The sequence below is a fragment of the Amycolatopsis sp. QT-25 genome, assembly GCF_029369745.1.
In the GTDB taxonomy this organism is placed as follows: domain Bacteria; phylum Actinomycetota; class Actinomycetes; order Mycobacteriales; family Pseudonocardiaceae; genus Amycolatopsis.
On the sequence record NZ_CP120210.1, the window covers coordinates 5,888,283 to 5,914,274 of the forward strand.

Below are 25,992 nucleotides of genomic sequence, written 5' to 3' on the forward strand. Positions count from 1 at the left end.
CGGGCCGGTACCGGAGCCCTCACGGAGGGCTCGCCTCCCCGCGAGCCTTTCCGTGAACACACTTGGCGAGTTTCGCGGGGCCCGGTTTCGCCAGACCCCCAGTGCCAGGCGATTCCCTCCCGCGTTCTCTCCGCGCGATGACCTGAGAATGCCCGGTCACCGCGGGGTCACGGCAGCGTGAAGATCCTCAACTGTCGCTGGGTAGAACTACTCACTCGGTCTTGGCCGACGCCGACGGTGCCGCCGCCGACGACGATGCCGCCTTCTTCGCCCGCGTCCGCGCCCGGCGCGCCTTGGCCGCCGCTTCCTTGGCCTTCTCGACCGGAGCGCGATCCGCTTCGACCGCGCTCCGCTGCAGGGCCGCCAGCAGTCGCGTCACACCCTCCGCCTGCTCGGCGGCGGTCGGCTGCCGGACGTCGTCCCCGTCCACCTTGGCCTGGATCAGCGCCTCGAGCGCCTCCCGGTAGCGATCGGTGTAGCGGCCGGGTTCGAAATCCCGCGTGAGGTCTTCGATCAGCGAAACCGCGTTCCGCAGCTCCCCGCGCCGCAGGTCGACGTCCTCGTGCAGGAACGGGAAGTCGGGCCGCCGGATCTCGTCGGGCCACAGCATCGTCTCGAGCAGGACGACCTGATCCCGCACGCGCAGCGCGGCCAGCGTTTCGCGCTGCCGCAGCGTCACCTTGACGATCGCGATCCGCCCGGACTGCTGCAGCGCCTCGCTGAGCAGCACGTACGGCTTGGTACCCGCGGGCTCCGGTTCGAGGTAGTAGCTGCGCGCGAAGTACATCGGGTCGACCTGCTCGGCCGGGGTGAACCCGACGACGTCCATCGACTGCGTGGTCGGCGCGATCAGCGACGCGAGGTCCCCGGCGCTCAGCAGGACGACGTCACCGTTGGGGACGGGATGCCCTTTGACGATCTCGGCCGCGGGCACCTCGGCGCCGTCGACCTCGCAGACCCACTTCACCCGCACCCGGCCGCCGTCCGGCTCGTGCACCTGGTGAAGGGGGATGTCGCGCTCCTCGGTCGCGCTGTACGCCTTCACCGGAATGGCATAGGTCCCGAAGCCGATCGTGCCTTTCCACACCGCCCGCATGGCCCACCTCCGCCTGGTCAGCGTATCCACGGGCCGAAGCGGCGGGACAGCTACAAACGGGTGTCAGGGGCGACCGAATCGCTCACACATTCGAAGGACGGACGCGATTCGGCGAGCGCTTCGGCCGAACAGTCGACAGCGGTGGCCGCCGCACGGAGTACTTCCGCGACGACCTCGACGTCGGTCATCGGGGCGGGTGCCAGCGCGCCGTGACCGCCGCCTTCGACCCGGCCCGCCATACCTTCGAGCGCGATGGCCAGCGCCTGCTGGCCCGCGACGAGGTGCCGGACCACCTTGAGCAGCTCGGGCACGGTCGCCGCGGTACCCGACGCGGTCAGGGAAACGGCCAGGTCGTCCGCGCACGCCCGGAGGTGTGAGGCGACGACGGTCGGCGGCAGCGTGATCCGCTGTGGCCCGGGCGAATTCGGCTCGTGACCGAGCACCTGCTCACCGCCCTCCGGATCCTTCGGGTTTCGACGGCGCACATCCTGCCACCGTCACCCTCCGTCCTTCGCGCGACACCCCGGTCCCGGAATCGACCGGACCGGATCCGTGGCGAAGGGCGCGTTCCGGAACGAGAACCGTAATTTCGCCCACTTCCGAGTCAAGAAGCGGCCGCCAGCAACGCGGCCTCGATCTTCGATCGCCACGTTCGGTCTACCCCGCCGGCCTGCGGCGCGACGGCGAAGGAGTCGACGACGGCGCCACCGAGGGTGGCCACCTTCGCCCAGCGCACCTCGGCCTCGCATCGGCGCAGCGCGCCCGCGACCCGGTAGAGCAGCCCGATCCGGTTCGCGGCCCGCAGTTCGACCACGACCGTGTCCTGCCCGCTCGTTTCGTCGTCGAACCAGATCACCTTCGCGCTCCCGGACGGCGTCTCGCCACCTCCGTAATCCCGTTCCTTCGCCGCGAGCCGCTGGGTGAGCGGGAGCGTCCCGGCCACCGCCCGCGCGAACTGCTCGCGCAGCAGCGTGACATCGGGCAGCGAGCCGAACTTCGGCGACGCCGTGAACACGCCCGCCCGTCCCCCGTCGTGCCCGCGCAGCACCGCCGCGTGGACCTCGAGCGAGTTCAGCGCGAGCACCCCGGCGGCGGGAGCCAGCAGTTCGGCGCGGGCCGGGACCGCGAGCACCACGGTCACGATCTTCCCGGCGGCGGTGATGCGCACTTCGCCACGGCCGGAGGCGACGGCTTCGGCGACGAGCTCCCGTTGCTCGGCACCCATCGGCTCGGGTGGCACCGATCCCTTGCCGTGCAAGGCTTCTTCGCAACCGGACACGAGTTCGGCGAGCAACCGTGCCTTCCAGTCGGTCCACACGCCCGGCCCGGTGGCCAGCGAATCGGCCGCCGTCAGCGCGTGCAGCAGTTCCAGCAGGACGGGATTCGCACCGAGCGCCCTCGTCACTCGCTGGATCGTCGCGGGATCACCGATGTCCCGCCGCGTCGCGGTGTGCGGCAGCAACAGATGATGCCGGACCATTCCCGACACCAGTGCCGCCTCCGCCTCCGGCAACCCGAGCCGCGCCGCCACCTGGGCACTGATCTTCGCGCCGAGTTCGGAATGGTCCGCGTCGCGGCCCTTGCCGATGTCGTGCAGCAGCGCGCCGATCAGCAGCAGATCGGGCCGCGAAACGGTGGTCGTCAGTTTCGACGCCTCGACAGTGGCACGCAGGAGATGCCGGTCGACGGTCCACGAATGCACCGGCGACCTCGGCGGGAGGTCCCGCACCGCACCCCATTCGGGGAACAGCCGCGCCCACAGCCCGGTGCGGTCCAGCGCCTCCACGGCGTCGATCAGCCCCTCACCCGCGCCGAGCAGTTCCACCAGCGCCTTGAGGGCGTCGGCGGGCCACGGCGCACGCGGTTCCGGTGCGGTTTCGGCGAGCGCCCGCAAGGTCCCGTGCGCGATGGGCTTCCGGATCCGGGCCGACGCCGCGGCGACCCGCAGCAACAGCGCGGGATCCTTGGCGGGGACCGCGTCCCGCGCCAGCGCGACCTCGTTCCCGTGCAGGACGACACCTTCGTCGAGCGGCGTCCGCACCGGCCGCCGCCCGAACCGCGCCTTGGGTGGTTCCACAGTGGACCGAAGGGCCACATCGACCGCGTACGCGATCGTCCGTCCGACACCGGAAAGCTTGCGTGCCAGGGCAAACCGGTCGGCGAACCCGAGTTCGCCCGCGACCGTCTCGGCTTCCGGCGCGCTCAGGATGTCCCGCTCCCGGCGCAGTTCGCGGCGCAACTCCGTCCGGACGTCGAGCAGCAGGCTCTTGGCCGCCCGCAGTTCCTCACCAGGCCGCGCCGTCAGCTGAGCCGCCGCCAGGGCTTCAAGGACGGCGAAGTCACGAAGCCCACCTCGGCCGTGTTTGAGATCCGGCTCGGCGGACTGCGCGATCTCACCACTGCGAGCCCAGCGCTGCCGCACCGCGTCCGACAGTTCGCCGAGCCGTTTCCTGGCGGTCCGCCGCCACTGGTCCCGTGCCGCGGCGGCCAGCCTGGCGGTGATGTCGGCGTCCCCGGCGACATGCCGGAGGTCGAGCAGCCCCATCGCGGTCCGTAGATCCTCGGATGCCACCTTCAGCGCCTCACCCGGCGTGCGGACCGAGTGGTCGAGGCCGATCTTGGCGTCCCACAACGGATACCAGATCGCGTCGGCGATCTCGCCGACCTTCGCGTTGCCGTTGTGCAGCAACACCAGATCGAGGTCGGAGAAGGGCACCAGTTCGCCGCGCCCGAGGCCACCGACGGCGGCCAGTGCGACACCGGGGTCGGCGGTGTCGACGCCGGCCGCCGCGGCGCCCTTGCCCAACCAGAATTCGTGGAGGTCGACGCACGCCGCCCGCAACGCGGAGGCCCCCAACCTTCCGTGCCTGCCCTCGAGCAACCGCTCGGTGGCCTTGACCAGTTCACCCCCGTCGGCCATCCGTGCCCCCTATAGGGCGTCCGAGCCGCGCTCGCCGGTGCGTACCCGGATGACCGTCTCCACCGGCGTCACCCAGATCTTGCCGTCCCCGATCTTGCCGGTGTGGGCGGCGGTGGTGATCGCGTCGAGGACCTTCTCCACGTTGGAGTCGTCGGTGACGACCTCGACCCTCAGCTTCGCCACGAAGTCCACGGAGTACTCGGCACCCCGGTAAACCTCGGTGTGGCCCTTCTGCCTGCCGTAGCCCTGTACCTCGCTGACCGTCATGCCGAGCACACCCAGCTGCTCCAGCGCGGAACGGACGTCGTCGAGCGTGAACGGTTTGACGATCGCGGTGATCAGCTTCATGCCTTGCTCTCCTCGAGTTTCGTGGCCACGGTGCCGGTGGACGACTTGACCGGGAGGGAGTTCGGCTGGCCGAGACCGCCGCCCGATCCGGTGAAGTCGTACGCGCTCTCGGCGTGCTGGGCCTCGTCGATCCCGCTGACCTCGTCCTCGGCGCTGACGCGGAACCCGCCGAGCTTCTTGATCACCCAGCCGATGACGAAGGTGAGGACGAACGAGTACCCGAGGACCGCGGCCGCCGCGAGTGCCTGCTTGCCCAACTGGCCGACGCCGCCGCCGTAGAGGAGGCCGTCGACGCCGAGTGGGTTGACGCTGGTGGTGCCGAAGAAACCGATGAGCAGCGTACCGACGAGACCACCCACGAGGTGGACGCCGACGACGTCGAGGGAGTCGTCGAACCCGAAGCGGAACTTCAGGCTGATCGCCAAGGCGCACAGGGCACCGGCGACGAGACCGATGGCGATGGCACCGAGCGGGCTGACGAACCCGGCCGCCGGGGTGATCGCGACGAGACCCGCGACGGCACCGGAGGCGGCGCCGAGAGTGGTGGGCTTGCCGACCTTGATCTGTTCGACGATCAGCCAGCCGAGGATGGCGGCGGCGGTCGCGACGGTGGTGTTGGTGAACGCGACGGCGGCGAGGTCGTTGGCGGCCAGTGCCGAACCGGCGTTGAAGCCGTACCAGCCGAACCACAGCAACGCGGTGCCCAGGAGCACGAACGGAACGTTGTGCGGGCGTCCGGTGCCCTTCGGCCAGCCCGTGCGCTTGCCGAGCACGATCGCCAGCGCCAGACCGGCCGCACCGGCGTTGATGTGGACGGCGGTACCACCCGCGAAGTCGAGCGCCTTGACCTGGTTGGCGATCCAGCCGCCGGCCGAATCCGCGCCGATGAAGCCGTCGAACGAGAACACCCAGTGCGCCACCGGGAAGTACACGATGGTCACCCACACCGCGACGAACAGCGTCCAGCCCCAGAACTTGGCGCGGTCGGCGATGGCACCGGAGATCAGCGCGGGCGTGATGATCGCGAACATCAGCTGGAACATCACGAAGGCGAACAGCGGCAGCGCGTCCGCACCGGGCCAGGCGACCTCGGGCGCGGTGCCGGTGGCGGCGGTCGCGAACCCGGCGAGGTCGCCGGAGATGTTCGAGAGACCGGCGAAGTCGAAGTTGCCGAGCAATCCTCCGCCGATGTCGTTGCCGAACGCCATCGTGAAGCCGTACAGCGTCCAGAGGACACCGACCACGGCGAGGGCGATGAAGTTCATCATCAACATGTTCAGGACGCTCTTCGCGCGGACCATGCCGCCGTAGAAGAACGCCAATCCCGGTGTCATGAGCATGACCAGCGCGGCGCTGATCAACACCCATGCCGTGTCTCCTGCGTTCAGCACAATCTTCCTCCCGTGCCTGGGGTGTACTGCGCAGGGATTTTTGGACCGCGGTGTTTCCTGGGGCGGCGATTCAGGTTTCCCCCGCGTGAACTGTCGGTACGGCGTTGTTACGTCCAGGTTTCCCCGGACCTGGTGCGTTCTGCCCGGTCGCGAAACCTCGTGGTCGAATATGTCCATGAACGCGCGTGTATCCGGCCATGACCCGTTGCCACCGGAGATCGTCCGGTCGTTGCGGTGTTCGGTCTGCGGTGACCCGGTCGGGGCAGCCGATCGCACGGTGCGTTGCGGGAGAGGCCACTCGTTCGACGTAGCGAAGCAGGGTTATGTCAATCTTCTGCACGCGCGCATCCCGGCCGGCACCGCGGACACGGCGCCGATGGTCGCGGCTCGCGTCGACCTCCTGTCCTCAGGTGCTTATCTGCCGCTCGCCGACGCCCTCGCGAAGGTGGCTTCGGGGCATGTCGGGAGCGGGCTGGTCATCGACGCCGGTGCGGGCACGGGGTACTACCTCGCGCACGTGCTCGACGCCGTCCCGGCCGCGTACGGACTGGCGCTCGACGTCTCGGCCGTCGCTCTGCGCCGGGCCGCCCGCGCGCACACGCGCGCGGGCGCGGCCGTGTGGAACCTGTGGGAGCCCTGGCCGGTGGCGGATTCGAGCGCGTCACTGATCCTCAACGTCTTCGCGCCCCGCAACGCTCCGCAGTTCCACCGCGTCCTGACCGCGGACGGCCTGCTGGTCGTCGCGACGCCGAACCCCGGGCACCTCGGGGAATTGGGCGACCTGGTGCTCTCCGTCGACAGCGGCAAGGACGCGCGGCTGGAGGACACCCTCGGCGAGCACTTCACCCGGGTGGAGCGGCACGATGTCACCCAGCGGGTGACCTTGTCGCCCGAGCGGATCCGCCAGGTCGTCGAGATGGGGCCGAGCGCGTATCACCTCCACCGCGACGGACGCCGGGAACGGCTCGACGCGATCAGCGAGCCGGTCGAGGTCACCACCTCGTTCGGCGTCACGCTGTACCGGCCGGTGTCCTGATGGAGGCATCCGCGACGCTGCTCGCCGACGCCGCCTGGGTCCGCGCCCGCATCGGTGGCGCGGCGAAGCTCTACGGCTGCTCCCGGCCCGAGGTGCTCGGCACGATCTGGTGGTACTCGTTGTCTTCGGTCCTCGTCGCCCCTTCCCTCGAATCGCTCGTCCGTGGTGAGCCGCTGGATCCTTCGCTCGACGCCGTCACCATCGATCTCCTCCCCGACGGGCGCTTCACCGGGGCTCGATCGTCACGGGTCCTCCCCGGCGGTCTCGCCGAACTCGGCGCCGCGTTCGCCGGAACGCTGGGCACGGCGATCGGCACGATCTCGGCCGTCACCGGGGCGAATCCGCGCGCGCTGGGCGCGATCGCGACGGATTCGATCGGCAACCGCCTGCTGTGGACCGGCGACACCGGACGGGCGGTCGCGCTGGCGGCGCCGCTCGTGGCCGCGATCGGACTCGGCATGCCGGCGCCGCGATTCACCCGGATCGGGCGGAACACCGTGGTGCGCCGTGCTTCCTGCTGCCTGATCTACGAGGCGGGCAACCCGAAGTGCACCAGTTGCCCCCGGCAGACCCCGGAAGAACGAGACCGGCGCCTCCGCGGGACTCTCGGCTGACACTTGGATTTCCCCTGCCGGTGCAAGTCCGTGAAGGCCTCCTTGAGGGACTCTGGGTCCCTCAAGGAGGCCTTCACGGATCAACGATCGGCAGGACACGCCCTTGGGAGCCGATCGTGAGGTGGTTTCGACACCGGCGTGATCGGCTCCCGACGTCAGTCCGCCCCCTGAGGCGTCACTCCGCCGCGGTGCTCACCGTGAACGGCAGCCACTGCACGGTGACCCCGTTCGCCGGGGAGACCGGCATCCGCCAGTTCTGGCAGCCGCGACCGGGGATCCGGTCCCAGATGAACAGCGGTGTTCCCTGGACCGCGGTGCAGCCCTGATCCAGCAGCTTGCCCGCGTTCTGGACGGCGTACCGGTACACCCCCGTGCCGACCGTCTGCGGTTCGATCGTCCACTTCTGGCACGCGCCCGCGACCCGGTCGTAGGTGGTCACCGGGTTCCCGCCAGCCGTATGGCAGCCGGTGTTGTCCAAGACCTGCCCGGAATGCTTGGCACGGAACTGGTAGAAGCCGTCACCGGTGCCCCACGGGAAGAACTTCTGGCAGTCCGCGCCGTTCGACGGCCACTGCTGCACCTTGGTCCCGTTGTTCCAGCCGCACGCGGCGACATCGGCGTAGAGCCCGCTCGACACCGCCTGCAGGGAGACCCAGGCGTCGTCGCCGAACTCCTCACCGGGGTCGAACGTGGTGGCCCGGAACCGGTAGCTGTGGTTTTCCCGCAACAGTCCCGGCGGCACCGTCCAGGTCGCGGCGGTACCGGAGGGAACGTTCCACTGCCAGTAGTCCCCGATCATCGTTTCGCCTTCATAGACGTAGAAAACCGCTGTGACGCTGCCGCCGTCGGGGTCCGTCGGCGTGAAGCGCAGCGTCGGGGTGAGGGATTTCGTGTGGGTGACGCCGCCGATGTCGACGCGGTCCGAGATGTCGTGCCCGGCGGCGGGATTCGGCCGCTGGTTCCGGTAGGTCACCTCGAGGTACGGTGACTTGCCGCCCTCGCCGGAGGAGAACTTCTTCCAGCCGAAGGAATCCGACTCGTTCTCCGCCTTCAGCACCATCGATCCGGTGGTGACCCCCGAACCGGCCCAGGCACCGACCAGGTTCCCGATCGGGGTCCGGACCCAGTCGGCCGCACAGGCCACGCTGTAGCCGCGGGTCGCGTTCGTCGTCGCCCATCGCGTGCGGGGCGGCGGCTGGTTCGCCCAGCGAGTGCCCGTGTCGGCGGGCGACGAGTCCCAGATCTCCCAGTTGCGCGGTGAGCAGGAGTAGGAATGGTTGCCCCACAACGACAACGTGGCCGACTCGATCGCGGCGCCGCGGAACCGCGCCACGTCGAAGTGGAGATACGACCGGGCTTTCGTGGCTCCCCCGTCGTAGGTGCCGATGCGGAGTTCGGTGGCACCGGACTGGTCGGTGGCCGCGATGTTCGACTGCGTGAAGGTGTCGAAGTTCGTCCACACCGAGACACCCGGATCGACGATCACCGGATAGGACCGCGCCGGGTCGGCGAAGTACCCCGCGTCCGGCGCCACGTTCAGGCCGAGCGTTCCGCGTTCCTTGGCGGACACCACTTTCCCGACCTTCACCTTCGCGACGGGGTCGCCGCTGCGCTGGTCGATGCGCGAGTCCCACATCTCGGCGGCGGGCACGCTGCCCACCACCGCGCCGGACGCCGTGACCAGCTGGGTGTTCCCGTCCGCGTCGGTACGCGGCGTGAGCCCGGTGGCCCGCAGCGGGAGCGTGAACTTCAGCGCGCGATCGGGACGGCGCTTGACGACGAAGAACTGTTCGAAGCCGGTCCGCGTGGCCTCGACCCGCAGGTCGACGCCGGGCTGGACCTCCGGATAGGTGGCCGTCTCGCCGGCCAGCACCGGTTCGGGCAGGGCGCCGGGGTACCGCAGGGCGACCTTGCCGTCCCGGCTCTGCACGGTGGCGAGATCCCCGCTCCCGGCGCTCGCGCCGGCCAGCACGAGTTCGCGTGGATGCGCCTTCGGCCGGATGAGCCCGTCCGCGCTCTTCTCCAGCGTCAGGTCGACAGGCACCCAGTCGCCACCCCGGCGGACGTGCACCGGACCTCCGTGCACCCGGGTGGTGCGGGAGCCGTCGGGATTGGCGAACGTGACCGAGTTCTCGGTGCGTTCCGAGCGCATCTCGACCGGTTCGTGCCGCGAACGCGCCACGGTTTCGGGCGACGTCGCTTGCGCCGGGGCGGTGAACACGGCGGTCCCGGCCAGGCAAGCGGCGAGAAGCACGAGGCCCCGCCGCGGATTTCTTCGAATTTCGGCTTGCACTTCGGTCTCCCCAGCTGGTGGATGAAGTTGACATGTGGCTTACGCATGTCACACCACGAGGGTTGCCCGCCGCTCGAAAAAATCCGGCCGCGTGAGAAGGTGGCGGTATGGCCAAACCGACGCCGCTGCAGATCAGGAACATCGTCATGGCACTGCTCATGGCGGGTGCCCTGGTGTGGAACCTGTCCATCGGCGGCGCGGTGTGGCTCACCGCGATCTTCTCGGCCGGGATCGTCCTCTCACTGTTCTCCGCGTATCTGAACCGGCCCGGCGCGCGCTCCTGACCCCGCGTTTCAAGAACGCGCGGCCTCGAAGCGCGACGCAAGGTCAGCGTGGCCTCGATCGGTCAGCGCGCCGAAGAGACGCAGGCGCGCCATCCCGCCGTCGGGGTAGATGTCGAGCCGGACCTCGGTCACCTCGGGCCCCGGGTCGAGCGCGAACCGGTGCCGGGTGTCCGGTTGCAGACGCGTCTTCGGCAGCAGCTCGGTCCATGCGCCGTCACCGTCCCGGCCGCGCAGCGCCGCCCAACCCGGCGCGTTGCCCTTGAGGTTGCTGTTGTCCAGTTCGGCGAACCGGACGACACCCGCGCCGGCGAGCCGCACCGTGACCCAGTCGTTCCCGTCGTCCCGGCGCCGCGCGGTCTCCCAGCCTTCGGCCTGATGCGCGGCGAGCCCTGGCGAGAAGAGGTTGCCGGGCGAGGAATAGAACATGTCGCTGCATCCGGTGACCACCGCGCCGTTCTCCAGCGCGGCGAGGTCGAGGGCACCGCGATCGAGCAGGCGAGGGTCCGGGATCGGCGTGCCGTGCACGCGCAGCCGGGCCACGCCACCGTCCGGGTGCATGGTCAGCCGGACGTGCGTGTAGCGCTTGCTCCCGCCGATCTCGAAGAAGTTCTCCGTGTGCCCCGCCGCCGCGCCGCGGTTCACCAGCACGTCCCAGTCCATTCCGGACAGTTCGGCGGCGCTGGGATAGCCGTCGACGGCGCACGCCTCCACCGAGACGAACGGCGGGTAGTTGCCCTTGAAGAACGCGGTGTCCACGATGACGCCGGCGATCGCTCCCGCCAGGCCGAGCCGGACGACGGCCTGGTCGTCGCCGGGCTCGCGGTGCCGCCGGGTCTCCCAGCCGTCGTAGACCTGCCCCTTGGGCCCGAAGGTCTCCGTCCGGTGCACGGGTACCCAGGGGTTGACCAGGTTCTCCTTCTCGGCGAACAACTCGTCCGTCGCCCACATCACGGTCCCGCCGAACCTGCGCGAGGCCAGATCGGGCCGGGCTGTCCACTCAGGACGGTCCGTCACGGCATCCTCCATCTCAGCTCCTCTCCCCGGGTCAGCAGAACGCCTGCCGGGTCTTCGCCGGTGATCTCCTCACCGCGCAGCCAGGTGCTCCGGACGACACCGGCGAGCGGCCGTCCGTGGTAGGCGCTGACCGGGTTGCGGTGCTTCAACTTCGCGACGTCGACGACGAAGGCCTCGTCGGGGGCGAACACGCTGAAATCGGCGTCATAGCCCGGAGCGAGGTGACCTTTGCGGCGCAGGCCCGCCTGCGCGGCCGGATGCCCGGCCATCCAGCGGACGACGTCGGTGAGGGCGAATCCACGCTGCCGCGCCTGGGTCCAGACGGCGGGCAGACCGAGTTGCAGACCGGCGATCCCACCCCAGGCGAGTCCGAAATCGCCGCTGTCGAAGCGTTTCAGCTCCGGGGTGCACGGCGAATGGTCGGTCACCACGCAGTCGATGACGCCGTCGGCGAGGCCCTGCCACAGCAGTTCACGGTTCTCGGCCTCGCGGATCGGCGGGCAGCACTTGAACTGCGTGGCGCCGTCGCCGATCTCCTCCGCGGTGAAACTCAGGTAGTGCGGGCAGGTCTCGGCGGTCAGCCGGACGCCGTCGCGCCGCGCGCTCTCGACCATCGGCAGCGCGTCCGAAGAGGACAGGTGCAGGATGTGCGCGCGCACACCGGTCTTCCTCGCCAGCTCGATGACCTGCGCGATCGCCACGTTCTCCGCACCGCGTGGACGCGAGCGCAGGAAGTCGCCGTACTTCTCGCCGTGCGGGTCGGGCGCGTGCTCGATCGCGTCGGAGTCCTCCGCGTGCACGATGATCATGCCGTCGAAGGTCCGCAGTTCGGTCATCGCCTCTTCGAGTCCTCGCGCGTCCAGCGGCGGGAACTCGTCGACACCGGAATGCAGCAGGAAGGACTTGAAACCGAACACCCCGGCCTCGTGCAGCCCGCGCAGCTCCGCGAGGTTGCCGGGAATCGCCCCACCCCAGAACCCGACGTCGACGTGCACCCGCCCCTCGGCGGTCTTGCGCTTCACCTCCAGCGCCGCGACGTCGACCGTCGGCGGCAGGCTGTTCAACGGCATGTCCACGATCGTGGTCACCCCGCCGGCCGCCGCCGCGCGCGTCGCCGAGGCGAAACCCTCCCATTCGGTCCGGCCCGGATCGTTGACGTGCACATGGGTGTCCACGAGACCCGGCAGCAGGACGACGTCCTCGCCGAGTTCGAGCACCCGGTCGCCGTCCAGGGCGGCTCCGGCGGGCTCCACCGCGACGACGCGGCCCTCGTCGACACCGACGGTCGCGGGCACTTCCCCGGCAGCCGTCACCGCTCGCGCGGCCCTGATCACCAAGTCCATCTAGAGCCTCCAACTTCCACTCAGTGGAATCGAGGTTTCGCACTCCGACATTAACTTCGGCCACCCCGCTCGTCAACGAGCCCTGGCGGCGCTACCTTCCTTGAGTGCAGTTGGAAGCCGAATTCACCAGCGAACCGTTCCACGGCGAGGGCCCGCCACCCGCGCATGCCGTCAAAGCCCGCGACACCGCGGAGGACGCGGGCCTGTCCACCGACTTCGGCCCGCTCGGCACCCTCGTCCGCGGCGACGCCGACGCCCTGCTCGACGCGCTCCCCGCCATCGCCAGGGCGGCACTGGACGGCGGCGCGACCCGCGTGACCCTCCAGCTCCGCCAGGTCGGCGACGACCGGACCGAGCCGGCCGCCGAACTGCACAGCGCGCTGTCCCGGCTCATCGGCGACGTCGAACGCGAACTCGGCGGCAGACTCCACACCCTCGACCGCGCCGCCAAGCAGCGCGCGGTGCGACTGCTCAAGGAACGCGGCGCGTTCGGCCTCCGCAAATCGGTGTCGACCGTCGCCGAGGCGCTGGGGGTCACGAGGTTCACGGTCTACAACTACCTCAACCGCGACCAAGACTGCTGAAACATTCCCCAAGCATGGCTGTTTCAACAAAATGTTGACGACGACGGAAGCGTCGCCGTACCGTCGGTTCCCGTGCCGCTCACCATTCGAGAGTTCAACGAGGCTCCCGCTCAGGACGTCCGGCCGGCGCTGACCGCCTGCCTCGACGTCCCGCGCTGGGTGGAAACCCTGCTGACCAGGCGCCCGTACGCCGACGTCGCCGCCTTGCTCGCCACCGCCGAGGCGCTCACCCCGTTGCGTCCCGAAGAGGTCCGGCGCGCCATGTCCGCCCACCCCCGGATCGGGGAGAAAGCGGGGGGTGAGAGCACCGAAGCGGGCTGGTCACGCTCGGAACAGTCCGGTGTGGACGGTGACGCGGCGCGCGAATTCGCCGCCGCCAACGCCGAGTACGAGGCGACGTTCGGGCATGTCTTCCTGGTCCGCGCGAGCGGCCGGAGCGGCGCCGAACTACTGGAGAACCTGCGTTCGAGGCTCTCGAACGACCCCGAAGAGGAACTCGAAGTGGCCGGCCGGGAGCTGGCCGGGATCGCCGCGCTGCGGCTGGAAAAGACGGTGACGGCATGAGCCTCGTGACCACGCACGTCCTCGACACCGCCGCGGGACGCCCCGCGGCGGGCGTGGGAGTCCGCCTCGAAACCGGCGCGGGCGCACCCGTCGCCGAAGGCCGGACCGACGCCGACGGCCGGATCCGCGACCTCGGCCCGGACACCCTGGGCCCCGGGGTCTACCGGCTGGTCTTCGACACCGGCGCCCACCTCGGCCCGGACTCCTTCTTCCCCGAAGTCACCCTGACCTTCCGCATCGCCGACGGGACCGAGCACCACCACGTGCCGCTGCTGCTGAGCCCGTTCGCCTATTCCACCTATCGAGGGAGCTGATCGCCCGTGGCCGTCACCCTGGGCCCCAACCAGTACGGCAAGGCCGAAGTCCGGCTCGTCACCGTCCGGCGCGAAGGCACCGTCCACCACCTCAAGGACCTCACCGTTTCGACGTCGCTGCGTGGCGACCTCGCGGCCACGCACCTCACCGGCGACAACACCGACGTCGTCGCGACCGACACCCAGAAGAACACCGTGTACGCCTTCGCCAAGGAGGCCCCCGTCGGTGAGATCGAGGACTTCGCGCTGCGGCTCGGGCGGCATTTCGTCGGTTCGTTCGAGCACATCACCGGTGCCCGGATCCTCGTCGACGAACACGGGTGGAACCGCATCTCCGGCCACGACCACGCGTTCTCCCGTGCGGGCAGCGAAAAGCGCACGACCGCGGTGACCGTGCAAGGAGACCAGGCCTGGGTGGTGTCCGGGTTGGACGATCTCGTGGTGCTCAAGTCGACCGGCTCGGAGTTCCACGGCTTCCCCCGCGACGAGTACACGACGCTGGCCGAGACGAACGACCGGATTCTCGCCACCGCCGTGACCGCCCGCTGGCGCTACCGGGGTGAGGGGATCGACTGGGCCACCAGCCACGCCGAAGTGCGGCGGATCCTGCTGGAGACCTTCGCGGACAAGCACAGCCTCTCCCTGCAGCAGACGCTGTACGCGATGGGAGAGGCTGTGCTCGAGGAGCGCGACGAGGTCGCCGAAGTCCGGCTTTCCCTGCCGAACAAGCACCACTTCCTGGTGGATTTGTCACCGTTCGGCCTGAAGAACGACAACGAGGTCTTCTACGCCGCCGACCGTCCGTACGGTCTCATCGAGGGTGTGGTCCTCCGCGACGACGCCGAAGACCCGGGGCTGGCCTGGCACACCCTCGCCGCTTTCTAGGGCACGGGCAACGGCATCCCGGGGACGCTCTGGTCGGCGGGGACGACCCCGTCGACCAGGTACGCGTTCACGATCTCGTCCACCTTGGGGTTCCCGTCGGCGTAGAGCCCGTGGTCGCCTTCACCGGTCACGGTCAGCATCCGCGAGTTCGCGAACTTCGCGTGTGCCCGCCTGGCCCCTTCGATCGTGGTGGCCGGGTCGTGTTCCGAGTGGACGATCAGCACCGGCGGCACCCCCTTGCCGTCCAGCTTCGGCAGCGGGCGCGGCTCCTTGTCCCAGAACAGGCAGACCGAAGCGTTCAGCACGCCACCACCGGCCAGGAGCAGACCGCGGTCGAGGTTCCGCTGTGCCTCGCGGATCCGCGACGCGCGGGTGCCGGTGAACTTCCCTTCACCACAGACGGTGTTCCAGAAGGTGGCGTCCTGCGCGTCGGAGAAGTCACCGGCGGCCTCGACGGCGGCCTTGGCCTCGGCCTTCGCCCGCGGGTTCTCCATCGCGTTCCGGACCTTGACCAGCAGGTCGGCCAGCGCCGGGAAGGTGGCCTTCTTGTAGAGCAGGTAGATGATGGCGGTGTCGAGTTCCATCGGCCCGTTCCCGTCCATCGGGTCGCGGGACAAGGCGTAGCGGACCCGTTCGTAGGTCCGCCGGACCTCTTCGCCGCTGGTGCCGAAGTGATACTTGGCGTCGTAGCGCGCCATCCAGGGCAGGAAATCCTGCCGCCAGCGCCGCTCGAAGCCGACCGGCTGGTGGTCGAAGGTCCGCTGCCAGTCCGTGGTGAACTCCGTCGACGAGTCCAGCACGAACCGCCCGGTCCGCTGAGGGAACTGCTGCGCGTAGTGCGCCCCCAGCCAGGTACCGCCCGAATAGCCCACCCAGTTGATCTTCTCCCGGCCGAGCAGCGCCCGGAGCAGGTCGAAGTCCCTGATCGTCTGGTAGGTGGTGATCAGGGGCCCGAACTCACCGCCGGCGTGCCGGCAGGACTTGGCCGCGTACTCGGCGTTCGCCAGGATCTGGTCCAGATTACGCGGGTCGCGGTCACGGGGATCCAGTTGCCGGATGACGTCGACGGCGCCCCGGCAGGTGACGTTGGTGCTCTTCCCGGTCCCGCGCACGTCGATACCGATGATGTCCTGGTGTTCGCGCAGCTTTTCCTGCCCGCGGAACATCGTCGGCTGCCAACGGCCGGCGCCACCCGGTCCGCCGGGATTGGTGAGCAGCGAGGCCGTCGACGCTCCGGTCGCCTTCAGCCTGCTGACCGCGATGGTCAGCTCCTGCCGCTCGTGCGGACGGTCCCAGTCGCGAGGCGTGCGGTAGGTCGCGCAGTCGAGTCCGCCGATGTCGGTGCCCGGCGGCAACGAGATCAGCTCCTCCTCGGCGCAGGGATGCCACGCCAGCTTCTGGTCGGTGTAGTGGGCCGGGACGCCCGCCGAAGCCGGTGTGGCTCCGGCGAGCAGCCCGCCCACGATCACCGGGAGCATCCCGAAAGCCAATGTCCGCTTCATCTTCTTCCCCCTTCTTCCTCGGTTTTGCAACGGCTCACGACGCTAGGGCCGGGCACACCCGGCGAACATCGACCGCAGGTAGCGCCGGAAGGTGAACCAAGGATCGAGGGACGACTTGGACCGAGGCACGACTCCCGCCATCCCGAGAACGCCGTGGTCGTCACCGCCGAGGCCGATGGTCACCAGCGTCAGCCCGGCTGACGTCCCCGGAATTGGATAGAACGCTCTATCATGGCTCCGTGACTGGAACGCGGGAACGCATCGTGAACGCCGGCGCCGAGCTGCTTCGCCGGAACGGGTACACCGGCACGGGGGTGAAGCAGATCGTCGAAGCCGCGAAAGCACCCTTCGGCTCGCTCTACCACTTCTTCCCCGGCGGCAAAGAGCAGCTCGGCGAGGAGGTCATCCGCACCTCGGGGATGACGTATCTCGCGCTGTTCGAGATCTTCTTCGCCGACGAACCGGACCTCGTCCACGGTATCGAAGCGTGTTTCGCCAGCGCGGCCGAGACGCTGAAAGCGACCGACTACGCCGACGCGTGCCCCATCGCGACGGTCGCGCTGGAGGTCGCCGGCACCAACGAGAAGCTGCGGATCGCGACGGCCGACGTGTTCACGGCGTGGATCGAGACCGGGACCGCGCGATTGGGCAAGTACGGCCTCGGACCCGCCGCCGCCCGGCAGCTCACGATCGCCTTGGTGAACAGCCTCGAAGGCGCGTTCGTGCTGAGCCGATCGCTGCGCGACACCGAAGCACTCGAGGTCGCGGCGCTGTCGTCCGTCGCCTTGGCGCGCACACTGCTCCCCGACGCGTGAAGCACCGACTGCGAACTCAGGTGCTCGGAGGGTGAACTGGCTGATGTCGCCGACGGGACGCGAGATACGCCCGCCAGTCCCCTATCGCGGAGATGTCCGTCAGCTCGGCGGAGTCCACAAAGGACGGGCGGAGGACGGTCGCGAGGCAGGCCGCGCCGTCTTCCAGTTCGACGACGCCGAGTTCCAGTTCCGGTGGCTCGGCGGGGACCAGGTGGTCTCGCAACACCGAAAGCGGCAGGTCGTAGACCTCGCCCACCACGGTGGCGGAACCGCCTTCGTACATCGCCGGGAACCGGTCGCCCACGGAGAAGTAGTGGTACAGGGGCGCGGATCGGACCACACAGCACAACGGCGCGCCCTGCAACTGTTCGTGCAGCGGTCCGCCGCGCATCCCACCGCCGTTGAGGAACATCAGAACCACGACATGATCCCTTCGATCCCGAAGTACACCCCGAACACCGCGGCCAGGATCCCGAGGATCCAGCCGATCTCGCGGATCTTGCCCGTGCAGATCTTGATCAGCACGTACGCGACCAGTCCGGCGCCGATCCCGTTGGTGATCGAGTAGGTGAACGGGATCAACGCGATGGTCAGGAACACCGGGATCGCGAAATCCAGGTCCCGCCACGGAATCCGTGCGCATTGCGCCATCATCATGCCGCCGATGACCACCAGCGCGGGCGCCGCGGCCTGCGCCGGGACGACGGCCGCGATCGGCGTCAGGAACAGCGTGGCGGTGAACAGCCCGCCGGTGACGATGCTCGCCAGCCCGGTCCGCGCGCCTTCGCCGACTCCGGCGGCCGATTCGAGGAACACGGTGTTCGGCGCCGATCCGGTGACCCCGCCCGCGAGCGCGCCCGCGCCGTCGACCAGCAGGATGCGGCCCATCCCCTCGACCTTGCCGTCCTTGACCAGTCCCGCCTCCTCCGAGACGGACGTGATCGTGCCCATCGCGTCGAAGAACCCCGAAAGCACCAGCGTGAACAGGAACACCGCCGCCGTGACCGCTCCTGCCGACCCGAACCCGCCGAAGAGATCGATGTCCCCCAGCAGACTGAAATCGGGATGCGCCACGACCTGATCGGGCACCTCGGGTTCGACGAGCCCCCAGCCTTCGACGTGAAACACGCTGTCGACCAGCACCGCCAGCCCGGTCGCGACCGCGATGCTGATCAGCACCGCGCCCGGCACCCCGCGACTCACCAGCACGATCATCAAGAGCAGCCCCAGGCAGAAGATCGCGATCGGCCAGCCTTCGAGATGACCGGCGATCCCCATGCGCACCGGCACCGTCGACTGGGCGGCGTCCGGTGTCCTGGTCACGAAGCCGGCACTGACCAGGCCGACCAGCGCGATGTAGAGCCCGATGCCGACGGTGATCGCGACCTTGAGCGCCATCGGGATCGCGTTGATGATCCGTTCCCGGATCCCGGAAACGGCCATCAGCACGATGCAGAAGCCCTCGAGGACGACGAGCCCGAAGGCCTGCGCCCACGTCATGGCCGGCGCCATCTGGAAGGCGACGACACCGTTGACACCGAGGCCCGCCGCGAGCGCCAGCGGCGCGTTGCCGACGAGCCCCATCAGGATCGTGGTGACCCCCGCCGCCAGCGCGGTCGCGGTGGTGATCGCCTCGGTGCTCAGCCGGGCGCCGGTGATGTCGGCCGAGGCGCCGAGGATGAGCGGGTTGAGCAACACGATGTAGCACATCGCGACGAAGGTGGTGATCCCGCCGCGTACCTCGCGGCCGATCGTGCTGCCGCGGTGGGAGATCTTGAACCAGCGGTCGAGCCCGGACAGCCGCCCCGGCCCGGGCGAGGGCAGCGGGGGACGCTCTGTGTCTGATTGGGTCATGCCTACTCCACAACGTTGTGGGGCGGGAAGAGACTGGTGAACCGACGGTCGGCGGAGCAGAGGTGGGCCGCCGTCGCGGGTTCACCTGGATCAGTAGGCCTTCTTGTCGGGTTTCGACAGCCATGCCTGGAAAGGCGCGAAGGAGTCCGAAAGGGACAGTTGGCCGACGGGTAGCGACCAGGTCTCGCGCGGGCGGGAAAAGAGGTCGTAGAACTCGCGGTCGTCGAAGCCCGCCTCGGCCGCGTCGTGGCGGTCCGCGGCGTAGACGACCTTGCCGACACGCGCCCAGAGCGCGGCGGAAAGGCAGAGCGGGCAGGGCTCGCAGGAGGTCACGAGGACACAGCCGTCGAGTTCGTGGTCGCCGATCGCCTGGCAGGCCGCGCGGATCGCGACCACCTCGGCGTGCGCCGTCGGGTCGAGCGCCGGCGTCACCTGGTTGGTGCCGGTGGCCAGCACCGAACCGTCCCGGACGATCATCGCGCCGAACGGGCCACCGCCGCGGTCGACGTTCGTGGTGGCCAGCTGGACGGCTTCGGTGAGCCATTTCCGCTCGTCGGACTCCGAAAGGGACAGACGGGTACCCACGGATGTGCTCCTAGCTCGAAAAAGGACGGATGTCAGGTGCCGGTGAGGTGTTCCGGGCGCACCGGGACGCGGGGCAGCGCCAGCCCGGTGGCCGCGCGGATGGCCGCGACGATCGCCGGGGTGGACGAGATCGTCGGCGGTTCACCGACCCCGCGCAGACCATACGGCGCGTGGGGGTCGGGCCGTTCCAGGACGTCGATGTCCATCGGCGGCATGTCCAGCACGGTCGGGATCAGGTAGTCGGTGAACGACGGATTGCGGATCTTCCCGCCCTCGGTCTGGATCTCCTCCATCACCGCGAGCCCGAGGCCCTGCGCGGAGCCGCCCTGGATCTGGCCGAGCACCGCCTGCGGGTTGAGCGCTTTGCCGACGTCCTGCGCGCAGTCGAGCGCGACGACCTTGATCAGCCCGAGTTCGGTGTCGACGTCCACGACCGCGCGGTGGGCCGCGAAACCGTACTGGACGTGCGCGTTCCCCTGCCCGGTCTCGGGATCGATGGGCACCGTCGGACGGTGGCGCCATTCCACGGTCTCGTCGAAGACCTCGTCGCCGAGGACGTCGGCGAGGTCCGCGAGCACCCTGCCGTCGGCCGAGACGACCTTGTTCCCGACGACGGTCAGCCTCCCGTTCGCGTCGAGCCTGCCCGCGAGATGCTCGTGCAGCCCGGATCGCACCGCGACGCACGCGGCCTGGACGGCGCCGCCGGTGACGTAACTCTGCCGGGAGGCCGACGTCGAACCGCCGTTGCCGATGTTCGTGTCCATCGGCAGGATCGTCACCTGCTCGATGCCGAGTTCGGTCCGCACGATCTGCTGCATGATCGTGACCAGCCCCTGGCCGACCTCGCAGGCCGCGGTGTGCACGGTCGCCGCGGGTTCACCGCCGACGAGTTGCAGCCGCACGCGGGCCGTCGAGTAGTCGTCGAAGCCCTCGGAGAAGCAGATGTTCTTGATGCCGACCGCGTAACCGACCCCGCGGACGACCCCCTCGCCGTGCGTGGTGTTGGAAACGCCGCCGGGCATGCGGCGCAGGTCGAGTTCTTCGTGCTCGGCCGGCAAGGGCTTGGCACGCAGGCGTTCCAGCAGTTCGGCGACCGGAGCCGCCGAGTCGACGATCTGCCCCGTCGGCATGACGCTGCCTTCGGCCATCGCGTTGCGGATCCGGATGTCGACGGGGTCGAGACCGCAGGCTTCGGCGAGCTTGTCCATCTGGGACTCGTAGGCGAAACCCGCTTGCACCGCGCCGAAACCCCGCATCGCGCCGCAGGGCGGATTGTTGGTGTACACCCCCCAGCAATCCACCGACGCGCTGTCCACCTTGTACGGACCGACGCCGAGGGTGGCGGCGTTCGCCACCACCGCGCCGGTGGACGAAGCGTACGCGCCGCCGTCCAGGTACAGTTTCGCCTTCACATAGACGAGGCGGCCGTCCTTGTCCGCGCCGTGCTCGTAGTACATCTTCGCCGGATGGCGGTGCACGTGGCCGTAGAAGGATTCCTCGCGGTTGTACACCATCTTGACCGGCTTGCCGGTGTGCAGCGCCAGCAGACACGCGTGGACCTGGATCGAGAGGTCTTCGCGGCCACCGAACGCGCCGCCGACGCCGCCGAGCGTCAGCCGCACCTTGTCCTTGGGCAATCCCAGCGCCGCGACGATCTGCTGCTGGTCGACGTGAAGCCACTGCGTGGCCACGTACAGGTCGACACCGCCTTCGGTGTCCGGGATCGCCATGCCGGACTCGGGTCCGAGGAAGGCCTGGTCCTGCATGCCGACCTCGTAGATCCCGGACACCACGACCTCGGCCCTCACCGGCTGGTCGCCGTGCCGGATCTTCACGTGGCGCACGACGTTCCCGCCGGGGTGCAGCTCGGCGCCTTCGCCGGCGGCGGCCTTCTCGGAATCCGTCACCGGCTCGAGGACCTCGTAGGAGACCTTGATCCGCTTCATCGCCCGGCGCGCGGTTTCGGGGTGGTCCGCGGCGACGAGCGCGACGGGCTCGCCCTGATAGCGCACGACGTTGACGGCGAGCACCGGCTGGTCGGAGTGCTCCAGGCCGTACTTGTTCACCCCTGGCACGTCTTGGTGGGTCAGCACCGCGTAGACCCCTTGCACGGCAAGCGCTTCGGTGATGTCGACCCCGGTGATCCGGGCGTACGGATGCGGGCTGCGCAGGGTCGCGCCCCACAGCATGTCCTCGTGCCACAGGTCCGAGGAGTAGGCGAATTCACCGCGGACCTTGACCGTGCCGTCGGGCCGCCGAGGGCTCGTGCCGACGCCGTTGGTGGTGCCGGTCCGCTTGGCAGTCTCGATGGAGGTCAAAGCGTCTCCCTCAGCCGGGCACTGGCCACGGCCAGCTCGCGGGCGATCTCGTCTTCGGATTCTTCGCGCGGCGACCCACCGGTCACCACGGTCGCGCCGCCGACGTACAGCCGCTCGACCGGCGGGGTGGCGCCGAGCACCAGAGCCGCCACCGGATCGGTGATCCCGGCGTGGTTCAAGCCGTTCAGATCCCAGACCGCGAGGTCGGCGAGCTTGCCGACCTCGATCGAGCCCAGGTCCTTCTGGCGGCCCAGGCAGCGCGCGCCGCCCATCGTGCCCATCCACAGCGCCTCGCGCGTGGTCAGCGCGCGTGGTCCCCCGCGCTGGCGTGCCTGCAACAGCGCCTGGTGCAGTTCCTCGCCGAGGCCACCGGATTCGTTGGACGCGGCACCGTCGACGCCCAGCCCGACCGGGACACCGGCGTCCAGCAGCTGCCGGACCGGGGCGATCCCGGCCCCGAGCCGCCCGTTCGACGTCGGGCAGTGCGCCGCGCCGGTGCCGGTGGCGCCCAGGCGCCGGATCGCCTCCGGGGCGAGGTGAATCGAGTGCGCGAGCCAGACGTCGTCGGCGAGCCAGCCGAGTTCGTCGGCGTACTCCGCGGGCGTGCAGCCGGCTTCGGCGAGGCATTGCTTTTCCTCGTCGACCGTCTCGGCGAGGTGCGTGTGCAGCCGGACCCCCTTGCGGCGCGCCAGTTCCGCCGCACCGGTCATCAGCCGCTCGCTCACCGAGAACGGTGAGCACGGACCGGCCGCGATCTGCAGATGCGCGCCGGGGGAGCCGTCGTGGAACCGGTCGATCGCGGCTTCGGTGCCGAGCAGCGCGGCCTCCGTCTCCTCGACGAGGTTGTCCGGCGGGAGCCCGCCCTGGGACTCGCCCCGGTCCATCGAACCGCGCACGACGTGCAGCCGCACCCCGACGCGGATGCGGGCGGCCGCAAGGGCTTCGACCTGGTCCCCGCCGTCACGCGGGAAGACGTAGTGGTGGTCGGCGACGGTGGTGCAGCCGGTGGTCGCGAGCCGCGTGAGACCCGCCGTGGCGGCGGCGTGCGTGATCTCGGCGTCGAGCCTGCCCCAGATCGGGTACAGCGCGACCAGCCACTCGAAGAGGGGTTGATCGGCGGCGAGGCCGCGCGTGGCCCATTGGTAGAGGTGGTGATGGGTGTTGATCAGACCGGGCGTGACCAGGCAGCCGGAGCCGTCGACGCGTTCGTCGTAGTCGCCGTCGGGTGCCTTCCCCGCGCCGACCGCCGCGATGCGGTCGTTCTCGAGGACGACGTGGCCCGAAGCGTGCTCGGTACCCGCTCCGTCGACCGTGGCGATCGCGGCGTTCTCGATGACGGTCTTCACGTGGTCTCTCCCCTGGTGGCGGCCAACCGGACGGCGTCGAGGATCTTCTCGTAGCCGGTGCACCGGCAGAGGTTCCCCGCCAGCGCCTCACGAATCTCCTCGTCGGCGGGGTTTTCGACGCGGTCGAGCAGATCGTGCGCGGCCACCACGAGGCCGGGAGTGCAGAAACCGCATTGGACGGCCCCCGCGTCCACGAAGGACTGCTGGACGCGGTCCAGCCGATCGCCGTCGGCTAGCCCTTCGACCGTGCGGACCTCGCGGCCCTCGACCTGACCGGCCGCGACCAGGCACGAACACACCGGGACGTCGTCGAGGTACACCGTGCAGGAACCGCATTCGCCCTGTTCACAGGCGTTCTTGGAGCCCGGGAGCCCCAGCCGTTCGCGGAGCACGTAAAGCAGGCTCTCGCCCTCCCAGACGTCGTCGGCCTGGCGGGACTCACCGTTGATCGTCACGTTCACGCGCACTCGCGTTCACCCTTCCGGAAGTCGTTCCACGCCCAGGTCAGCGTCCGCCGCGCCAGGACGGACAGCGCGTGCCTGCGGTAGTCGGCGCTGCCGCGGACGTCGTCGATCGGTGACGCCGCCTCGGAGACCAGCTCACCGAACCGGCGTTTGACGGAATCCGCGATCGAAGCCTTGGTGGACCAGGGAAGTTCGTCGCCGAGGAACTCTTCGGCGGCGGTCGCGCGGCGCGGGGTCGGCGCCGCCGAACCGACGGCGGCGCGGATCCCCCGGGAGTCGAGGTGCAGGGCCAGCGCGAACGAGCAGACCGCGATCACCATCGCGTTGCGCGTCCCGACCTTCGCGAACTGCTGTGGGCCGGCTTCGGCGGGCAGATGGACCGCGGTGATCAGCTCGTCGGGTTCGAGGGCGTTGCGTTTGACACCGAGGTAGAACTCCTCGACCGGGATCCTGCGCGTGCCGCGCACCGACGCGGCCTCGACCTCGGCACCGAGCGCGAGCAGCACGGGATGGGTGTCGCCGGCGGGCGAGGCGGCGCCCAGGTTGCCGCCGACGGTGCCGCGGTTGCGGATCTGCGGTGAGCCGACGGTGCGCGAGGCCATGGCCAACGCGGGCACAACTTCACCCAGCTCAGCGATCACCCGGGCGTAGGGCACCGAGGCGCCGAGGCGGATCCTGCCGTCGGTTTCGGTCCACTCGGCGAGTTCGGTGACGCGGTTGAGATCGAGCAGCGCCCCCGGGCGGCGACGGTCGAAGTTGAGCTCCACCATGACGTCCGTACCGCCCGCGATGGGCACCGCGTCGGGCCGCTCGGCCTTGACGGCGAGCGCCTCGGTCAGCGAGCTGGGGCGCAGGAAATCCACTCTCGGGCTCCTCGGTTCGGCGGTGTTCTGTGACGGCTGCCTCAGTAGACGCCCTGCGCCCATACGGCGGCAACGGTGCCGAAGCATGAAATCTCCCCTGCACGACCGGGTCGTTTTGTGCTTTCCTACAAACTTGATGACGACCGTGAAGACTCTGCTCGCGCTCCCCGGCCTGCGCTTGCGCGTCCGTGCCGGGGCGGCTCTGCTCGACCGCCCGGTGTCCCGGATCTACGTCACGGAACTGCCCGATCCCGGGCGGTACGTGTCGGCGGGTGAGTTCGTCCTGAGCGGATTGCTGTGGTGGCGCGGGCCCGGTGATTCCGAGGCTTTCGTCGCCGCGCTGGCGAAGGCCGGGGCGGCGGCGCTCGCGGCGTCCGGAGCGGATTCCGACGGGATTCCCGAAGACCTCGTCCAAGCCTGTACACGGCACGGGATTCCGTTGCTGGAGGTGCCGGCGGACCTGTCCTTCTCCGTCGTCACCGAACGGGTGGTGCTGGCGTTGGCCGCGGCCGCGGAAGGTGCGCGCAAGCGTTTGCTTTCAGCCGCGACGGAAGACGCGTCGGTGGAAACCCTGCTGGAACGGGCACGCGCGGAGATCGGCCTCCCCTGCTGGGTGGTGCCCGCCGGGACGCCGTCGGAGCTGGCGCGACGGTTCGTCGCCGCGGGCGGACGCTCCCTGGAGGCGGACGACGTCACCGTGCGGCCGATCGGCGGCAGGCACGCGGTGCCGTGGCTGCTCGCGATCGGCGGCGCGCCGACCGCCGCCCAGGCGGAGATCGCCGAAGAACTCGCCGGGCTGATCGGGCTCGCGCGCACGCGGGCGGACGAGGTCCGCGCGGTCACCGACCGGGTACTCGAACCGTTGCTCGCCGCACTGGACGAGGGAAGCGATCCGCACGCGGCGCTGACGGCGACCGGTCTGCGCGGCGATCTGCGCGTCGTCGTCGCACGTACCGAGGGATCCGAAGCCGCACGCGGGATCCTGACCGAACTACTGCCGGCGGGTGCCCTCGTCGGGGCCGCGGGGGAAACGACCTGGGCCGTGGTCGAGGACGACGGCGAATGGCCGGAGGACTGGCCCGCGACGGTGACCGCCACCCTCGAAGAGGTGGCATCACTGCTGCCGTGCCGCCGGGTGCTGATCGGCATCAGCGACCGTTCCCCGGTCTCCGTCCTGCGGGGCGCGAAGGAAGTGGCACGCCACGCGCTGGCCGTCGCGGCGAACCGCCCCGGCACGATCGAAGTCGTCCCCGGTGGCGAGATCGGCATGCACCGGCTGCTGCTGGCGGGCGCTCCCGACGACTTCCGGGCGGCGTTGCGGCGACGGGTGCTGGGCCCCCTGCTGAGTTACGACGCCGAACAGGGCACCGATCTGGTGCACACCCTGCGCGTCTTCCTCGAATGCTCCGGTTCCCCGACACGGGCCGCGCGGGCGCTGCACGTCCACGTCAACACCTTGCGGTACCGGATCGGCCGGGCGAGCGAACTGCTCGGCACCGACCTGACCGAGTTCACCGAACAGCTCGACGTCTATTTGGCCTTGTCGGCAGGGAGCTGAA

At 69.8% G+C, this 25,992-nt stretch carries 26 protein-coding genes; 9 read left to right on the plus strand and 17 right to left on the minus strand.

Going from position 1 to position 25,992, the window contains the following annotated elements; genetic code table 11:
• Positions 1-211: 211 nt before the first annotated feature.
• The 5 genes from P3102_RS27305 to P3102_RS27325 all read right to left on the minus strand — a co-directional run bounded on the left by P3102_RS27305 (position 212) and on the right by P3102_RS27325 (position 5,755).
• Positions 212-1,096, minus strand: a complete 885-nt coding sequence (locus P3102_RS27305; protein ID WP_276362875.1) for a Ku protein — start codon at positions 1,094-1,096, stop codon at positions 212-214.
• A gap of 50 nt (positions 1,097-1,146) precedes the next feature.
• A complete protein-coding gene (locus P3102_RS27310) occupies positions 1,147-1,539 on the minus strand; it encodes a hypothetical protein (protein ID WP_346660202.1) in 393 nt (130 codons plus the stop codon).
• A 161-nt stretch (positions 1,540-1,700) separates the two neighbouring features.
• A complete protein-coding gene (locus P3102_RS27315) occupies positions 1,701-4,016 on the minus strand; it encodes a [protein-PII] uridylyltransferase (RefSeq protein ID WP_276362878.1) in 2,316 nt (771 codons plus the stop codon).
• A gap of 9 nt (positions 4,017-4,025) precedes the next feature.
• The gene (locus P3102_RS27320; RefSeq protein WP_020630602.1) at positions 4,026-4,364 is read right to left on the minus strand and encodes a P-II family nitrogen regulator; all 339 of its coding nucleotides are present in this window, start codon (positions 4,362-4,364) and stop codon (positions 4,026-4,028) included.
• Positions 4,361-5,755 carry an ammonium transporter gene (locus P3102_RS27325; RefSeq protein WP_276362880.1) on the minus strand — a complete coding sequence of 465 codons (1,395 nt, stop codon included), beginning with the start codon at positions 5,753-5,755 and terminating at the stop codon, positions 4,361-4,363. The genes P3102_RS27320 and P3102_RS27325 overlap by 4 nt, the downstream gene beginning before the upstream one ends.
• Positions 5,756-5,930: 175 nt before the next feature.
• Here P3102_RS27325 and P3102_RS27330 point away from each other — a divergent pair, with 175 nt between their 5' ends.
• Positions 5,931-6,791: a putative RNA methyltransferase gene (locus P3102_RS27330; RefSeq protein ID WP_276362881.1), complete on the plus strand. Its 861-nt coding sequence runs from the start codon at positions 5,931-5,933 to the stop codon at positions 6,789-6,791.
• On the plus strand, positions 6,791-7,405 hold the full coding sequence (locus P3102_RS27335; protein WP_276362883.1) for a (2Fe-2S)-binding protein: 615 nt from the start codon (positions 6,791-6,793) through the stop codon (positions 7,403-7,405). The genes P3102_RS27330 and P3102_RS27335 overlap by 1 nt, the downstream gene beginning before the upstream one ends.
• Positions 7,406-7,580: 175 nt before the next feature.
• On the opposite strand, the gene P3102_RS27340 is transcribed toward P3102_RS27335, so the two are convergent.
• A complete protein-coding gene (locus P3102_RS27340) occupies positions 7,581-9,698 on the minus strand; it encodes an RICIN domain-containing protein (protein ID WP_276362884.1) in 2,118 nt (705 codons plus the stop codon).
• Positions 9,699-9,805: 107 nt separating this feature from the next.
• Here P3102_RS27340 and P3102_RS27345 point away from each other — a divergent pair, with 107 nt between their 5' ends.
• Complete coding sequence (locus P3102_RS27345; protein WP_276362886.1) at positions 9,806-9,982, plus strand: hypothetical protein; 177 nt, start codon at positions 9,806-9,808, stop codon at positions 9,980-9,982.
• A gap of 9 nt (positions 9,983-9,991) precedes the next feature.
• Here the strand turns inward: P3102_RS27345 and alc are convergent, their stop codons facing one another.
• Positions 9,992-11,008 (minus strand): allantoicase, encoded by a 1,017-nt coding sequence (gene alc, locus P3102_RS27350; protein WP_276362887.1) that lies wholly within the window; start codon positions 11,006-11,008, stop codon positions 9,992-9,994.
• Positions 10,993-12,339, minus strand: a complete 1,347-nt coding sequence (gene allB, locus P3102_RS27355; protein WP_276362889.1) for an allantoinase AllB — start codon at positions 12,337-12,339, stop codon at positions 10,993-10,995. The genes alc and allB overlap by 16 nt, the downstream gene beginning before the upstream one ends.
• Positions 12,340-12,443: 104 nt before the next feature.
• Here allB and P3102_RS27360 point away from each other — a divergent pair, with 104 nt between their 5' ends.
• The 4 genes from P3102_RS27360 (at position 12,444) to pucL (ending at position 14,686) form a co-directional block, all read left to right on the plus strand.
• The gene (locus tag P3102_RS27360; RefSeq protein ID WP_276362890.1) at positions 12,444-12,923 is read left to right on the plus strand and encodes a helix-turn-helix domain-containing protein; all 480 of its coding nucleotides are present in this window, start codon (positions 12,444-12,446) and stop codon (positions 12,921-12,923) included.
• Between the two features lie 72 nt (positions 12,924-12,995).
• Complete coding sequence (gene uraD / locus P3102_RS27365) at positions 12,996-13,487, plus strand: 2-oxo-4-hydroxy-4-carboxy-5-ureidoimidazoline decarboxylase (RefSeq protein WP_276362892.1); 492 nt, start codon at positions 12,996-12,998, stop codon at positions 13,485-13,487.
• Positions 13,484-13,801: a hydroxyisourate hydrolase gene (gene uraH, locus P3102_RS27370; protein WP_276362893.1), complete on the plus strand. Its 318-nt coding sequence runs from the start codon at positions 13,484-13,486 to the stop codon at positions 13,799-13,801. The genes uraD and uraH overlap by 4 nt, the downstream gene beginning before the upstream one ends.
• Before the next feature lie 6 nt (positions 13,802-13,807).
• A complete protein-coding gene (gene pucL / locus P3102_RS27375) occupies positions 13,808-14,686 on the plus strand; it encodes a factor-independent urate hydroxylase (RefSeq protein ID WP_276362895.1) in 879 nt (292 codons plus the stop codon).
• On the opposite strand, the gene P3102_RS27380 is transcribed toward pucL, so the two are convergent.
• Both P3102_RS27380 and P3102_RS27385 read right to left on the minus strand, forming a co-directional pair.
• Positions 14,683-16,188, minus strand: a complete 1,506-nt coding sequence (locus tag P3102_RS27380) for an alpha/beta hydrolase (protein WP_276362897.1) — start codon at positions 16,186-16,188, stop codon at positions 14,683-14,685. The genes pucL and P3102_RS27380 overlap by 4 nt on opposite strands.
• Positions 16,189-16,230: 42 nt before the next feature.
• Complete coding sequence (locus P3102_RS27385; protein WP_276362898.1) at positions 16,231-16,371, minus strand: hypothetical protein; 141 nt, start codon at positions 16,369-16,371, stop codon at positions 16,231-16,233.
• A gap of 80 nt (positions 16,372-16,451) precedes the next feature.
• Here P3102_RS27385 and P3102_RS27390 point away from each other — a divergent pair, with 80 nt between their 5' ends.
• Positions 16,452-17,003: a TetR/AcrR family transcriptional regulator gene (locus P3102_RS27390; protein ID WP_276371370.1), complete on the plus strand. Its 552-nt coding sequence runs from the start codon at positions 16,452-16,454 to the stop codon at positions 17,001-17,003.
• Positions 17,004-17,019: 16 nt separating this feature from the next.
• On the opposite strand, the gene P3102_RS27395 is transcribed toward P3102_RS27390, so the two are convergent.
• From P3102_RS27395 to P3102_RS27425, 7 genes are all read right to left on the minus strand, one after another.
• On the minus strand, positions 17,020-17,424 hold the full coding sequence (locus tag P3102_RS27395) for a gamma-glutamylcyclotransferase (protein WP_276362900.1): 405 nt from the start codon (positions 17,422-17,424) through the stop codon (positions 17,020-17,022).
• Entirely contained in the window at positions 17,415-18,857 is a 1,443-nt protein-coding gene (locus P3102_RS27400) for an NCS2 family permease (protein WP_276362901.1), read from the minus strand. Before P3102_RS27400 ends, P3102_RS27395 begins: the two co-directional genes overlap by 10 nt.
• A gap of 90 nt (positions 18,858-18,947) precedes the next feature.
• Positions 18,948-19,442: a nucleoside deaminase gene (locus P3102_RS27405; RefSeq protein WP_276362903.1), complete on the minus strand. Its 495-nt coding sequence runs from the start codon at positions 19,440-19,442 to the stop codon at positions 18,948-18,950.
• Positions 19,443-19,474: 32 nt separating this feature from the next.
• Entirely contained in the window at positions 19,475-21,760 is a 2,286-nt protein-coding gene (gene pucD / locus P3102_RS27410) for a xanthine dehydrogenase subunit D (protein WP_276362904.1), read from the minus strand.
• The gene (locus P3102_RS27415) at positions 21,757-23,106 is read right to left on the minus strand and encodes an 8-oxoguanine deaminase (protein WP_276362906.1); all 1,350 of its coding nucleotides are present in this window, start codon (positions 23,104-23,106) and stop codon (positions 21,757-21,759) included. Before P3102_RS27415 ends, pucD begins: the two co-directional genes overlap by 4 nt.
• Positions 23,103-23,573, minus strand: coding sequence for a (2Fe-2S)-binding protein (locus tag P3102_RS27420; RefSeq protein WP_276362907.1), 471 nt, complete (start codon positions 23,571-23,573; stop codon positions 23,103-23,105). Before P3102_RS27420 ends, P3102_RS27415 begins: the two co-directional genes overlap by 4 nt.
• A complete protein-coding gene (locus tag P3102_RS27425; protein ID WP_276362909.1) occupies positions 23,564-24,433 on the minus strand; it encodes a xanthine dehydrogenase family protein subunit M in 870 nt (289 codons plus the stop codon). Before P3102_RS27425 ends, P3102_RS27420 begins: the two co-directional genes overlap by 10 nt.
• Positions 24,434-24,569: 136 nt before the next feature.
• Between P3102_RS27425 and P3102_RS27430 the strand changes: the two genes are divergently transcribed.
• A complete protein-coding gene (locus P3102_RS27430) occupies positions 24,570-25,991 on the plus strand; it encodes a PucR family transcriptional regulator (RefSeq protein ID WP_276362911.1) in 1,422 nt (473 codons plus the stop codon).
• The last annotated feature ends 1 nt before the right edge of the window (position 25,992 follow it).

Bases quoted from the DNA above. Each gene is read 5' to 3' on its own strand.
- P3102_RS27305 (WP_276362875.1), bottom strand. From the start codon at position 1,096: ATGCGGGCGGTGTGGAAAGGCACGATCGGCTTCGGGACCTATGCCATT.
- P3102_RS27315 (WP_276362878.1), bottom strand. From the start codon at position 4,016: ATGGCCGACGGGGGTGAACTGGTCAAGGCCACCGAGCGGTTGCTCGAG.
- P3102_RS27320 (WP_020630602.1), bottom strand. From the start codon at position 4,364: ATGAAGCTGATCACCGCGATCGTCAAACCGTTCACGCTCGACGACGTC.
- P3102_RS27330 (WP_276362881.1), top strand. From the start codon at position 5,931: ATGAACGCGCGTGTATCCGGCCATGACCCGTTGCCACCGGAGATCGTC.
- P3102_RS27335 (WP_276362883.1), top strand. From the start codon at position 6,791: ATGGAGGCATCCGCGACGCTGCTCGCCGACGCCGCCTGGGTCCGCGCC.
- P3102_RS27345 (WP_276362886.1), top strand. From the start codon at position 9,806: ATGGCCAAACCGACGCCGCTGCAGATCAGGAACATCGTCATGGCACTG.
- alc (WP_276362887.1), bottom strand. From the start codon at position 11,008: ATGGAGGATGCCGTGACGGACCGTCCTGAGTGGACAGCCCGGCCCGAT.
- allB (WP_276362889.1), bottom strand. From the start codon at position 12,339: ATGGACTTGGTGATCAGGGCCGCGCGAGCGGTGACGGCTGCCGGGGAA.
- uraH (WP_276362893.1), top strand. From the start codon at position 13,484: ATGAGCCTCGTGACCACGCACGTCCTCGACACCGCCGCGGGACGCCCC.
- P3102_RS27380 (WP_276362897.1), bottom strand. From the start codon at position 16,188: ATGAAGCGGACATTGGCTTTCGGGATGCTCCCGGTGATCGTGGGCGGG.
- P3102_RS27400 (WP_276362901.1), bottom strand. From the start codon at position 18,857: ATGACCCAATCAGACACAGAGCGTCCCCCGCTGCCCTCGCCCGGGCCG.
- P3102_RS27430 (WP_276362911.1), top strand. From the start codon at position 24,570: ATGACGACCGTGAAGACTCTGCTCGCGCTCCCCGGCCTGCGCTTGCGC.